At 25.6% G+C, this 13,333-nt stretch carries 12 protein-coding genes; 6 read left to right on the top strand and 6 right to left on the bottom strand.

Features of this window, described 5'->3' with window-relative positions:
- The first annotated feature begins 14 nt into the window (after positions 1-14).
- The 6 genes from radA to NBW53_RS02965 all read left to right on the top strand — a co-directional run bounded on the left by radA (position 15) and on the right by NBW53_RS02965 (position 5,798).
- A complete protein-coding gene (gene radA / locus NBW53_RS02990; protein ID WP_250278639.1) occupies positions 15-1,370 on the top strand; it encodes a DNA repair protein RadA in 1,356 nt (451 codons plus the stop codon).
- Between the two features lie 234 nt (positions 1,371-1,604).
- The gene (locus NBW53_RS02985; protein WP_250278638.1) at positions 1,605-2,102 is read left to right on the top strand and encodes an SEC-C metal-binding domain-containing protein; all 498 of its coding nucleotides are present in this window, start codon (positions 1,605-1,607) and stop codon (positions 2,100-2,102) included.
- 1 nt (position 2,103) lies between these two features.
- On the top strand, positions 2,104-3,162 hold the full coding sequence (locus tag NBW53_RS02980; RefSeq protein ID WP_250278637.1) for an L-threonylcarbamoyladenylate synthase: 1,059 nt from the start codon (positions 2,104-2,106) through the stop codon (positions 3,160-3,162).
- Between the two features lie 11 nt (positions 3,163-3,173).
- Positions 3,174-4,052: a ribose 5-phosphate isomerase B gene (rpiB, locus tag NBW53_RS02975; RefSeq protein ID WP_250278636.1), complete on the top strand. Its 879-nt coding sequence runs from the start codon at positions 3,174-3,176 to the stop codon at positions 4,050-4,052.
- A gap of 11 nt (positions 4,053-4,063) precedes the next feature.
- Positions 4,064-4,693 carry a uracil phosphoribosyltransferase gene (gene upp / locus NBW53_RS02970; RefSeq protein WP_250278635.1) on the top strand — a complete coding sequence of 210 codons (630 nt, stop codon included), beginning with the start codon at positions 4,064-4,066 and terminating at the stop codon, positions 4,691-4,693.
- 79 nt (positions 4,694-4,772) lie between these two features.
- Positions 4,773-5,798, top strand: coding sequence for a glycosyltransferase family 4 protein (locus tag NBW53_RS02965; RefSeq protein WP_250278634.1), 1,026 nt, complete (start codon positions 4,773-4,775; stop codon positions 5,796-5,798).
- 43 nt (positions 5,799-5,841) lie between these two features.
- Here NBW53_RS02965 and NBW53_RS02960 read toward each other — a convergent pair whose 3' ends face one another.
- The 6 genes from NBW53_RS02960 to NBW53_RS02935 all read right to left on the bottom strand — a co-directional run bounded on the left by NBW53_RS02960 (position 5,842) and on the right by NBW53_RS02935 (position 13,262).
- Complete coding sequence (locus NBW53_RS02960; protein WP_250278633.1) at positions 5,842-7,578, bottom strand: phospho-sugar mutase; 1,737 nt, start codon at positions 7,576-7,578, stop codon at positions 5,842-5,844.
- An 88-nt stretch (positions 7,579-7,666) separates the two neighbouring features.
- Positions 7,667-8,200, bottom strand: a complete 534-nt coding sequence (locus NBW53_RS02955; protein WP_250278632.1) for a DUF1836 domain-containing protein — start codon at positions 8,198-8,200, stop codon at positions 7,667-7,669.
- Between the two features lie 81 nt (positions 8,201-8,281).
- On the bottom strand, positions 8,282-10,030 hold the full coding sequence (locus tag NBW53_RS02950; protein ID WP_250278631.1) for a hypothetical protein: 1,749 nt from the start codon (positions 10,028-10,030) through the stop codon (positions 8,282-8,284).
- Positions 10,005-10,904 carry an ABC transporter ATP-binding protein gene (locus NBW53_RS02945; RefSeq protein ID WP_250278630.1) on the bottom strand — a complete coding sequence of 300 codons (900 nt, stop codon included), beginning with the start codon at positions 10,902-10,904 and terminating at the stop codon, positions 10,005-10,007. Before NBW53_RS02945 ends, NBW53_RS02950 begins: the two co-directional genes overlap by 26 nt.
- A gap of 13 nt (positions 10,905-10,917) precedes the next feature.
- The gene (locus NBW53_RS02940) at positions 10,918-11,268 is read right to left on the bottom strand and encodes a GntR family transcriptional regulator (protein ID WP_250278629.1); all 351 of its coding nucleotides are present in this window, start codon (positions 11,266-11,268) and stop codon (positions 10,918-10,920) included.
- 161 nt (positions 11,269-11,429) lie between these two features.
- Positions 11,430-13,262 carry a 5'-nucleotidase C-terminal domain-containing protein gene (locus NBW53_RS02935; protein ID WP_250278628.1) on the bottom strand — a complete coding sequence of 611 codons (1,833 nt, stop codon included), beginning with the start codon at positions 13,260-13,262 and terminating at the stop codon, positions 11,430-11,432.
- Between the last annotated feature and the right edge of the window lie 71 nt (positions 13,263-13,333).

The following is a 13,333-nucleotide window of genomic DNA, read 5'->3' as shown; positions in this document are numbered from 1 at the left end:
ATTAAGGAGTTTTTATGGCAAAAATTAAAACAAAATACATATGTCAAGAATGTGGATATGAAACTGGAAAGTGGCTTGGAAGATGCCCTTCTTGTAATAACTTTTCAACTTTTTCTGAAGAAATTGTTGAAAAAAATACTCCAAAAATTACTAGCCCTTCTGCTACAAATAAAGCTTTATCTTTAGATAATATTGCTCCTATAAATGAAGTTAGAACAAAAACTCAAATAGGAGAACTTGATAGAGTTTTAGGTGGTGGAATTGTTCAAGGTTCTTTAACATTGGTAGGTGGAGACCCTGGCATAGGTAAATCTACCCTACTTTTACAAATATGCCAAGCCGTTGGTGAAGCTAATAAAAAAATATTATATGTATCTGGAGAAGAATCTGCTCAACAAATAAAGCTACGAGCAAGCAGATTAAATATTACAACAAAAAATCTTCTTCTTTTATCTGAAACTAATTTTAATGTAATAGAAAATACTATAAGAGAGCTTTCTCCTGATTTAGTTATAATAGATTCTATACAAACAGTTTTTTTAGATGACCTTTCTTCTGCTCCAGGTAGCGTAACACAAGTTAGAGAATGTACGGCAAAAATAATGCGTATAGGTAAAGGAGAAAATATATCTATATTTATAGTAGGTCACGTTACTAAAGATGGGTCTATTGCTGGTCCTAGAATATTAGAACATATGGTAGATACAGTTTTATACTTTGAAGGTGAAAGACTTGCTAGTTATCGTATATTAAGAGCCGTAAAAAATCGTTTTGGTTCTACAAATGAAATTGGTGTGTTTGAAATGCGTCAAATAGGATTAGTAGAAATAAATAATCCATCTGAATATATGCTTTCTGGACGACCAATAGGTGCTACTGGTTCTTCTGTAACTTGTAGCATAGAAGGAACTAGACCAATACTTGCCGAAGTCCAATCTTTAGTAAGTTATACAACTTTTAATATACCACGAAGAATGGCAACTGGTATGGACTTTAATCGTATGATACTTCTTGTAGCCGTTTTAGAAAAAAAATTAAATCTCCAGTTAGGCTCTTATGATATTTATGTAAATTTAGCCGGAGGAATAAAAATATTAGAACCTGCCTTAGATGCTTCTGTTGCTTGCTCTATTGTATCTAGCTATAAAAATAAGCCTATTGATGCTAAAACATTAATTTTTGGAGAAATAGGACTATCTGGAGAGCTACGTGCTGTATCATTTTGTGAAAAACGTGTTATGGAAGCATTAAAACTAGGCTTTGAAACAGTTGTTATACCAAAAGATAACTTAAAAGAAGTTTCTTCTATAAAAGATATTAAAATTTGTCCTGTTGCTAACATAAATGAACTTTTAAAATTAGTTTTATAATAATAAACTTGATTTTTATTATAAATAATTTATATTGTATAATAAGTAAAAATAGGGTATAATATTTATTATTATATCTAAATTTATTAATTTTAGTATATTTATCTAGACATTTTACAAATTTTAGTGTAAAATATATAAGATTTAAAAGTTTTTAATACAAACATATATACATTTATAATATACCCTATATAATAACTAATTATTATAAATGTATTTTAAGGAGGATAAAAAATGAATTTATACGAAAGTTGGTTTAATAAAGCATATACTAAAGATGGTGGTATAAATAATTTATTTTGGAATGACTTTGTGCCAAAAGAACAAAAAATATATGAATATATATTAAGTGAAAAAGTTGAAAAAATTGAAGGTAGCGTTAAAGAGCTTGCCGAAAAATTTGATATGTCTCCAGAATATTTTACTGGATTTATTGATGGTATAAATGACACACAAGAAGAAAAAATTGTATTACAAGATTTAACAGAAGATAGTCAAATATGTATAAAAATTAATTTTGAAGTTTTATACAGAAAAATGGTAGAATACAAAGCTGACCATCTTTACAACCTTCCTGAATGGAAAAATATATTTACAGAAGAGCAACTAAAAACACTTTTTAGAGGGCAAAGAAGCTCTACTACATTTATTAGAGAACCAAAAATAGAAAGAAATGACCCTTGTCCTTGTGGAAGTGGTAAAAAATATAAAAAATGTTGTGGGGCTAACTAATTTGTCTAATACAATATTTGAAAAAATTGATAATTTAAATCCACTTTTAAATATAGTCGCCTTAAAAAGGGCGGCTAATATTTTAAAAAATGAAGGGTTGGTAGCTTTTCCTACCGAAACGGTTTATGGACTTGGTGCAAATGCTTTAAATGAAAATGCTATAAAAAAAATATATATAGCTAAAGGGCGTCCGTCGGATAACCCCCTTATTGTTCATATAGCAAATAAAGATGATATTTACCCTCTTATAAATGATGTGCCTAAAGTTGCTCTTCTTTTAATGGATAAATTTTGGCCAGGCGCCTTAACAATTGTCTTAAAAAAAAGCTCTCTAATACCAAATATAACTTCTGGCGGCTTAGATACTGTTGCTATAAGAATGCCTGATAATAAAATTGCATTAGCCTTAATAAAAGAATGTGGCTTTCCTTTAGCTGCTCCTAGTGCAAATACTTCTACAAAACCAAGCCCTACTAATGCAAATCATGTTTATAAAGATTTAAACGGAAAAATAGATATGATTATAGACGGTGGAAATTGTGATTTTGGTATAGAATCTACTGTAGTAGAAGTTTTAGATAATAAAGTTACTATTTTAAGACCTGGTAATATAACAAAAGAAATGTTAGAAAGTGTTGTTGAAAATGTATCTATTGATAAAGCTATTTTAACTAATAATTCTAATATGATAGCAAAAGCCCCTGGTATGAAATATAAACATTATGCACCTTTAGGAGATGTTTTTATAATTGATGGCAATATTGATAATATAATTTCTCATATATTAAAATATTTAAAAACAGATAAGGAAAATAATTTAAAATCTATTGTTATTGCATCAAATGAAACTATAAATAATTATTCATCTTTTACTGCTTTAAATGTTGGTAGTAGGAAAGATTTAGATGAAATTGCTAAAAATATTTTTAATATTTTAAGAGAATGCGATAACCTTAATGTAGAAAAAATATATATAGAATCTTTTGCCGAAAAAGGTGTTGGACTTGCAATTATGAATAGGTTAAAAAAAGCTGCTGGTTATAAAATAATAAATGTATAAGGTTGATTTTTATGAAAAATATAATATTTGTTTGTACTGGTAATACTTGTCGTAGTCCTATGGCAGAAGCAATAGCTAAATCTTTATGTAAAAATATAAATATAAATATTACCTCTAGAGGAATTTTTGTATATAATAGTTTATCTATTAATGAAAATGCTAAACAAGTTTTAAATAATAATAATATTAATATATCTGAACATTTTTCTACTCCCCTTAGTTTATCTGAGTTTGAAAATGCCGATTTAATATTAACAATGGAAAAACAACATAAAAATCTTTTACTTAAAAATAATAATGTGAATAAATCTAAAGTTTATACATTGTATGAATATACATTAAATAGTGATATGGATATAAAAGACCCTTTTGGTTGTGATATTGATACATATAATAAATGTTTTGATGAACTTTATAATCTTATATCAAAAATAAACTTTGATAATATACAGGAGGAAAATATGATAGGTATAGGCTCAGACCACGGTGGTTTTCACTTAAAACAAGAAGTTATAAAATATCTAAAAGAAAATAATATACCTTTTAAAGATTATGGAACAAACTCTACAGATTCGGTAGATTACCCTATTTATGCAAAAAATGTTGCAAATGATGTAGCAAATGGTACTTTAAATAAAGGTATATTAATATGTGGAACGGGTATTGGGGTATCTATGGCTGCCAACAAAGTTAAAGGTATTCGTACGGCTCTTTGCCACGACGTTTTTTCTGCTAAAGCTACAAGAGAACATAATGATGCAAATATATTAACTATGGGTGAACGTGTTATAGGTGTTGGTTTAGCTTTAGAGATAGTAAAAACTTTCTTAGAGACACCTTTTTCTAATGACGAAAGACATATAAGAAGAATTAATATGATAGAAGAATAGGAGTGATTTTTTTGAGTAAATTATACATAGTAGAACACCCTGTTGTTCAAAGTAAAGTTACTATGCTTAGAGATGTAAAAACAGGTAATAAAGAATTTAGAGAGCTTGTTTCCGAGATAGCTAGTTTTATTTGCTATGAAGCAACAAAAGATTTAGAAACAACAGAAATAGAAGTAGAATCTGTACTTTGTAAAACAAAAGGTCATGTTTTAAATAGAAAAGTTGGTATTGTACCTATATTAAGAGCTGGTCTTGGTATGGTTGATGGTATATTAAATTTAATACCTAATGCTAATATAGGTCATATTGGTCTTTATAGAGACCCTGAAACTCTTTTACCAGTAGAGTACTACTGTAAATTACCTTCATCTGACCCTGCTAATACAGATATATTGCTTGTTGACCCTATGCTTGCTACTGGTGGTACTGCCATAGCTGCTATGCAATTTATTAAAGAACGTGGATTTAAAAATATCAAATTTTTATGTTTAATAGCTTCACCAGAAGGTGTAAAAAAAGTAAACGAAGCTCATCCAGATGTAGATATTTATACTGCGTCTTTAGACGACCATTTAAATTCTCACGGCTATATTATACCAGGTCTTGGTGATGCTGGAGATAGAATTTTTGGAACAAAATAAAATTACATTTTAATATAAAAAATTATTTTAAAAGGTTCTATCTATCTAAAAGAACTTTATCCTACAAGGAGGTTTTTATTTGGATCATAATTGGTTACTATATTGGGCTGGTTTTTTAATAGCATTTGTTGTATCAATGCTTATGACACCTTTTGCTAAAAAAATTGCATTTAAAATAAAAGCTATTGATTATCCAAAATCTAGAGGCTTAAATAAAGAACCTATGCCAAGGATAGGTGGACTAGCTATATTTTTAGGTTTTTTAGCATCTATTATCATATTATCTTTTTTTGTTGAAGATTTTCATACAAAACAATTTATTGGATTTTTAACTGGTGGTGTATTAATAGTAATTCTTGGTATATTTGACGATATTTATGAACTTTCACCAAAAATTAAATTTATTGTACAATTATTAGTAGCTTTTATTGTAGTGTCTACAGGAACAAGAATAGATGTTATGTCTTGGCCTTTTTGGCAATATTTACGTCCTTTTAATGCTATAATAACAATGGTATGGATATTAGGCCTTGTAAATGCTGTAAATCTTATAGATGGTGTTGATGGTCTTGCTGCTGGTGTATCTTCTATAGCTTCATTATGCCTTATGGTACTTTGTTTAATATCTGGTAGCAATTTAGCCGTTATTTTAACAGCAATATTAGCAGGCTCTTGCTTAGGCTTTTTACCAAGAAACTTTAGCCCGGCTGAAATTTATATGGGTGATACTGGCTCAACATTTTTAGGATATGTATTAGCCGTAACGTCTTGTATAGGTGTATATAAAAGCTACGCTGTTCTATCTATCGTTATATCTACATTAGCAGTAGCTTTACCTATTTTAGATACACTTTTTGCTATGATAAGACGTGCTATAAATAGAAAACCTTTAATGAGTGCAGATAGAGGTCATCTTCATCATAGACTTATAGATAGTGGTTATTCTCACAAGCAAGCTGTTATTATTCTTTATGGGCTTAGCTTATTTAGTGCTATTATTGCCATACTTATAGCTATACAAGACTATAAAGCAACTATTGTTGTTTTTATAGCATTTTGTATGCTTATGCTTATGATGTATGTTTATAAAAGTCGCACTCAATAAAAATACAAAAGGCTGAAAATTAAATTTTCAGCCTTTTGTATTTTTATTTTAAAATATTTTCTATCATATCCATAACATTTTTCATCAAACTATCAAGTTTAATATTAGCTTCACTTTCTGTTGATTCTTCTACTCCAAAATATATTTTTATTTTTGGTTCTGTACCAGATGGTCTAACACAAAACCAAGATTTATCACTTAATGTAAAATATAAAACATTAGATTTTGGTAAATCTGTATCTAATACAGTATTATTGGGTAAATTTTTTATTTTTCCAACTTTATAATCTCTTACTTCTATTAAATCTTTTCCATTTACTGCCTTTGGTGTAGATTCTCTTAGATATGTCATTATTTTTTCCATATCTTTAATACCATCAATACCTTTTAATGTAATAGATTTTATATCTTCTTTGAAATAACCATATTTTTTATAAATTTCTTGTAAACCTTCGTATAATGTTAAACCTTTATTTTTATAAAATCCTGCTAGTTCACATATAAGCATAGTGGCAACAACAGCATCTTTATCTCTAGCATATGTACCAGCTAAACAACCGTAGCTTTCTTCAAATCCAAAAATATATTCATTACGTCCTGTTTGTTCAAATTGTTTAATTTTTTCACCAATAAACTTAAACCCTGTTAATACATTAAAATAGTCCACATTATAATTTTTTGCTATCTTTTCAGTCATATTAGAAGATACAACTGTTGATATTATAGCACCTTTACTAGATAATGTGCCCTTTTGTTGCTTTTGACTTAAAATATAGTCTGTCAATAATACTCCCATCATATTTCCAGATAAGATAATATATTCACCTTTATTATTTTTTACAACTGCCCCTACTCTATCTGCATCAGGGTCTGTACCTACAATTATATCTGCATCTATTTCTTCTGCTAATTTTAAGGCTAATTTAAATGCATTAGGGTCTTCTGGATTAGGATAATCTACTGTGCTAAATTTACAATCTGGTAATTCTTGTTCTTTGACTATATTAACATTTTTAAATCCTGCTTTTTCTAATATACGTCTTACTGGCTTATTTCCCGTTCCGTGTATAGGTGTATATACTATTTTTAAATCACTAAAGGTCTTTATCATATCTTTATTTATTAATTGATTTAACACATTTTCGTCGTATTTTTCATCTATTTCTTTACCTATGATATTAAATAAATTTTGTTTTATAGCTTCTTCTTTATCTAATTTTTTTATAGCCTTAAAATCTTTTACATTATTAACATAACCTATTATTTCTACATCTTTTGGAAAAGGTACTTGCCCTCCATCTTCTCCATATATTTTATATCCGTTGTATTCTGGAGGATTATGACTTGCTGTAATAACAACACCTGCTATACAACCTAATTCTCTTATGGCAAAAGATACCATAGGAGTTGGCCTTAATTCATCAAATAAATATGTTTTTATACCATTGCCATTTAAAACAAGTGCCGTTATTTCTGCAAATTCTTTGCTCATAAATCTAGAATCGTAACCTATAGCAACACCTTTTTCTTTTTTATATTCTTTTTGATTTAATATATAATCTGCAAGCCCTTGTGTTGCTTTACTAACTGTATATATATTAATACGGTTAATACCAGCCCCTATAATACCTCTTAATCCACCTGTGCCAAAATCTAAGTCTTTATAAAACCTTTCTTCTATTTCTTTTTCATTATCTTTTATACTTAACAATTCTTTTTTAGTTTCACTATCAAAGTATTCATCATTTATCCAATTTTCATATACACTTTTATAATTCATATTTTACCTCCATAAAATACATATAATCTATATATTTTTATTATATATGTAATATACAAATTATACAAGTTATTATTTTATATAAATTTTATTTTTTTAAATATAAATCTATAATTTTTTCTGCCAAATATTTTCTTTGATTAGCTTCATTAATAATATTTATTAAAAATACTATTAAATCTATACTTATATCTTTATTTTCTTGCATATTTTCTAAAAAATTTTCTATATTTTTATAAAATTCTTCATTAGATTTTTCTTTATATATTAAAAATTGTTTATATATTTCTTCTATATTTTCTTGGCTATCTTTTAATATTAAACCAATATCTGTTATAGACATTATAGATTTTAAATGATAAATTAATATTAATGATATTAATTGTTTTTTATTATACTTTTTTTTAACTGGTGATAACAATATTTTATCTTTTGCATAGTTATTTATCATTGTTTTAGTAATTATTTTTTGGTCTTTATCTCTTTTATATTTTTCAAGATTATATTCTAAAAAAGTTGTTACTTGGTCTATATATAAATCTATATTAGGGATTTTATCTAGATCTATGTCTTCTATGTCTAAATATTCTTTCAAAATATTTAATATTTCATCATTTTTCATATTCAATACCTCCATAATTAACTATATTAACATATAAGTATTGTTATATCAAATATTTTGTATAAATTCTTTAAATATAGTTTACTTTATTCCTAATTTAGATAAATAATCTAATGTATTTTTATATTTATTACTTATACCTAAATTATAATAATTTCTTTCTAAACCATAATTCCAACTATTTACATTTATATTTAAGTTAAAAATAATATCTTCTGGCAAAATAAAAATACCACTTTCTTCAATATCCTTTTTTAATACCTTTATTAAATATTTTTTATCTATATTATTAAATTCTTCTAAATTATAAATGTTAAAATTTTTATTATATAATTTGAAGTTAATATCATTATTTGCTATATCCTTATATAAAATATTAGCAAATTCTTTAATATATTTTTTATTATTTAAAATATTTTTTAATATATTTGTAGCTTCATAATCTGAATAACTAAAATTAATATTTCTGCATAATATTTTACCATTTCTTAATTTGTATGTAATATTAAAATTATAAGTATCTTCTACTTTATTATTATTATTATTATTATTATTTTTTTTATTAATAAATATTTTGTGTAAATCATTTATATTTTTTATAATATCTTCATCTTGTATATTATTTAATTCATTATTTAATACATTATTAGCATTTATCATAATAGATACATTAGATATCTTTTCTATATCTGGAACATAATCTTCTCTTTTAAATATATCAAATTTATATGAAAAAATTATAACTAAACATATAATAGCACAACATATTATACTATACCAATTTTTAAATATTGCTCTAAAATCAAAATCATATATAATCTCTACTATGCAATGTAAAATAATACAACCCATTACAATACCTAAATATAATAATAAGCTATTTTCAGATATTAAATAGAAAAGCATCCCTGTTAATATAGATCCAACACATACTATAAAATATTTTATTATAGTTTTAGCATATTTAAAGGCTATACAAGTATTAGATTTTTCACTTTTTCTAGCTTTAAATAATATTAAGCTTATAATAATTATTACTAATGTTATTATAATATACGTAATAAATATATCTATTTTTCCAAAATTTATATTATACATAGATGTATGATTTATACTGTCTATTAAACTAAAATAACATAGTACTGGATTATATTTAACTGTATACTCAAATAAATAACTTAAATCTATTAAATTTTTAAAAACTATTTGAGATAAACCATCTACAACAACTACTACTATAGAAAATATATTTATTAATATAAATGTAAGCATTAATGATGCTATTGTACTTCCACATATAATACTAGAAAATACTGTAATAGAATATATAGTAATAAAAAATAGTATGTCAAAAGATATAAATTTTAAAACATATCTAAATTGTAATAAATTTTCCCCTAAAATTATTTTTAAAATTCCATATAACACAATATTGGATATTATGATTATAGGCACTACTATTACAATACCTAGTAAATATTTTATAAAAAATAAACTATTTCTTGATATAGGTAAAGAATGATAGAAATCTACCTGTTTTCTATTATGTAAATATGAAAATATAGATATAGCTAAAATTATTGCTAATAAAATAATTATCATTTTATTTAGCATATACTCTCCGATTAAATAATCATTTAATGTTAATAATTTTTCCATAAATCGTTCATTATCTACATTTTTTATAGTTAAATAATTAGAAAAATTTAATAAAGGTACTACTATTTTAACAAAAATAAACATCATGATGGTCAAAGCACTAGCCCATATATAATTTTTATATTCTTGTTTAAATACTTTAAAATTAGATGATAAGTGATTTGATATCATATCCTTTTTCCTCCGTTTCTACTATAAATATTTCCTCTAAAGATAATGGTAACATTTCAAAAAATATTGGTTGTAAACTTTCTAAATATTTATTTACATATTCTTTATTACCTCTTATAGTAATTACATTTAAAGATCCTCTAGTTTCTGTTTTAATTATATCCAATTTCTCAAATATTTCAGTTGTAATAGTTTCTTTAAAAACAATTTGAACTTTATGTATATCTAATTTTAACTCTTCTAAATCTTTTGATAATATCATACCTCCCCTGTGCAAAAGTCCTATGTTGTCACATATATCTTCTAATTCTCTAAGGTTATGAGATGCTATAACAGGTGTTAGGTTTCTTTCATCTATATCTTGTGCAAAAAGGCTTTTTACTGCTTGCCTAACAACTGGATCTAACCCATCAAATGTTTCATCACAAAAAAGATAATCCGTTTTTGAACATAAACCACATATAACCGATATTTGTTTTTTCATTCCCTTTGAAAATGTTTTTATTTTTCTATTTCTATCAAGACTAAAATCTTTCATAAGTTTTTTATATCTTTCAATATCAAAGTTTTCATATATTGTTTGATAATAATTTTTCATATCTTCTGGAGTAGCATTATTAAAGAAAAATTGTTCATCAGATATATAAAAAAACTTATTTTTTACTCCTATATTATCAAATATTTCTTCATTATCTATTTTTATATTTCCACTATCTGGTTTTAATATTCCAGATGCCATTCTTAAAAATGTAGATTTACCAGCACCGTTTGTACCAATAAGCCCAAAAACACTTCCATTTTTTATTGTTGCAGATACATTATCAACAGCTATTATATTGTCAAATTTTTTTGTTACATTTACTGCCTCTATCATATATACTCTCCTTTCATTTAAGCCAACTTAAAATAAGCTCATCTGTTGCTCCTATATCTCTAGCTTCTTCTATAAGCCTTTTTATATCATCTCTTATAAATTCAAGCTTATTTTTTATACAGTCTATACAATTTGGTGATATAAAGCTACCTCTGCCTTTTATTGAATAAGTTATGCCTTTACTTTCTAGCAAACTATATGCTCGTTGTATAGTATTAGGATTTATAGAAAGCTCCATAGCTAACTGTCTAACGCTTGGTAGCTGTTCATCTGGCTTTAAAACACCTTTTATAGCCAATTTCTCTATACTTTCTGTTAATTGTTCATAAATAGGTTTAGGATTTCTAAAATCTATATTAAACATAATTTACCTCCTTTCATAATAAGTGTATTAGTTGTATTGATACACTTATTATAGTTCATGCAAATTTTTTTGTCAATAATTATTTTAAAGTTAATTAATGTAAACATAAAAAAAAGTTGTACACTATTTAATTAATAGTGTACAACTTATAAATTTTTATTTTATGCTACTTTTTTAACTTTTTTATTAACAATTTTTGTGTTATTATTTTCTCTTATATTATTATGCTTATTTTTTTCATCAACTAAATCGTTAACAGTAATAGATTTACTATTATATTTTGCTAATTTTATTTTTCCAGAATTAATTTGTTCTTTAGCTTTTTCATGAAGCTCTTTATCCCAGTTAATACCTGTTATTTTCCAGTTATTATCTACCTTATTTGTTATTTTACCTTTTTTTACATTTTGGATATAATCTCCTATAAGCTCACGAACTCCGCCTATATCTCCTCTAACGTCTATTTGTAATAATTTAGGCTTGTCCCCATCTTTAAAAATAACATCTGATAAAATATGACTATTAGCTCTATAATTATTTAATGCAACTTTAAATACATCTGTATCTTTAACTGGTGTTCCATCTGCTTTAGTAAGATTTTCTATTCTATTACCAACTTCTTTTGATATATTAATTTCATAGTTTATACCAGTAAACATATCATACCAATACCCTCTGCTATCTGGTTTAAAAGATATAGTTAAATCTCCGTCTTTATATTGGTTAAAATAAGATGCATTCCATTCCATATATTGTTTAAGTTGTTTACCTGTCATCTCAACTACATATAATGTATTAGGGTATTTATATATTAAAGAAGTATCACTTTTTTTAATATCTCCTTGTTTCATATTAGCATTAGTGCTAAGTAAAGCTGCGGCAGATATATCTGCTCCAGAATAATATAATTGTACTTCATTAATAAAATCTATAAGAGCCGTATCTTGTATATATGCTTGAGCGATACCTTTAATTTCATTTTTAGGTACAAGGTCTCCACATTCAAGTTTACCTATTATAGTGTTTGCATCTTTTTTAGCTTTTTGGTCATATCTTTCTAAAACTTTTAAAACCTCTTTATCTGGTTCATATTTTGAAACATCAATAAGTTTTGATTTTCTATCTATAATTTTATATTTACCATTTGTATCTTTTTTTAGAGTGATATCAATTTGAGCAATAGTTTCTCCAGCATTTTTATTTTCAACTATTAAAATATCATTTAATAATTTACCTTTTACTGCCTTATGCTCATGTGCTGCTATAATAACATCTATATCTTTAGAACTTTTAGCTATGTCATCTACACCAGAATTTTTAACATTATATTCATTACTTTCGCCCATATGGTTTACAGAAACTATAATATCTACTTTACCTTTAAGTTCTTCTACAGCTTTATTTATTTCTTCTAATGGGTCTGTAACTTTATATCCTATAAGCTTTTCAGCATCCCATCTTGTAATATTAGGTGTAACCATACCTATTATACCAATTTTAATACCATTTTTTTCTATTATAGTATAATCATCTGCTAAAGCTGTTTCATCTGGTCTATAAACATTACCTGTTAAAATTTTAGCCTTAGATGTTTTCATTACTTTTTCTAAAAAATCCATTCCATAGTTAAATTCGTGATTACCTAAAGTCCATATGTCATATCCAATAGCATTCATTCCTGCTATTGTAGGTACAATCTCTTCATCTAAAAATAACTCAGAATAATTTCCTTGTATAGTATCTCCAGCATCAATAACAATAGTATTTTCTGTTTTTAATTCTTTAATAACAGTCGCTATTTGAGCTAAGCTACCATGTTTACTCTCCATATTTGTAGCATATTCATAAGGATAAAATTTGTTATGAATATCACTAGTTGCTAAAAGTCGTATCGTTATTTCATCATCTTTTATAGTATTTGCAAATACATTAAAAGTTAATGAACTAACAAGTACAGTAATTACTGTTAAAATTGATAAAAATTTTTTAAGCATAATATCTCTCCTTTTATAAAAAATATTTACACCTAAATAATACCATTTTTTCCAAATATTATCAATAGTAA

Source organism: [Clostridium] colinum, from assembly GCF_940677205.1.
Taxonomy (GTDB): domain Bacteria; phylum Bacillota; class Clostridia; order Lachnospirales; family CAG-274; genus Tyzzerella; species Tyzzerella colina.
Note: the sequence above shows the minus strand (reverse complement) of the source record. Positions and strands in the feature narration are given on the sequence as shown.

What these genes read in the sequence shown, in the direction of transcription:
- rpiB (WP_250278636.1), top strand. Translation starts at nt 3,174, where the DNA reads ATGAAAAATATAATATTTGTTTGTACTGGTAATACTTGTCGTAGTCCT.
- NBW53_RS02960 (WP_250278633.1), bottom strand. Translation starts at nt 7,578, where the DNA reads ATGAATTATAAAAGTGTATATGAAAATTGGATAAATGATGAATACTTT.
- NBW53_RS02940 (WP_250278629.1), bottom strand. Translation starts at nt 11,268, where the DNA reads ATGTTTAATATAGATTTTAGAAATCCTAAACCTATTTATGAACAATTA.
- NBW53_RS02985 (WP_250278638.1), top strand. Translation starts at nt 1,605, where the DNA reads ATGAATTTATACGAAAGTTGGTTTAATAAAGCATATACTAAAGATGGT.
- NBW53_RS02945 (WP_250278630.1), bottom strand. Translation starts at nt 10,904, where the DNA reads ATGATAGAGGCAGTAAATGTAACAAAAAAATTTGACAATATAATAGCT.
- radA (WP_250278639.1), top strand. Translation starts at nt 15, where the DNA reads ATGGCAAAAATTAAAACAAAATACATATGTCAAGAATGTGGATATGAA.
- NBW53_RS02935 (WP_250278628.1), bottom strand. Translation starts at nt 13,262, where the DNA reads ATGCTTAAAAAATTTTTATCAATTTTAACAGTAATTACTGTACTTGTT.
- NBW53_RS02955 (WP_250278632.1), bottom strand. Translation starts at nt 8,200, where the DNA reads ATGAAAAATGATGAAATATTAAATATTTTGAAAGAATATTTAGACATA.
- NBW53_RS02950 (WP_250278631.1), bottom strand. Translation starts at nt 10,030, where the DNA reads ATGATATCAAATCACTTATCATCTAATTTTAAAGTATTTAAACAAGAA.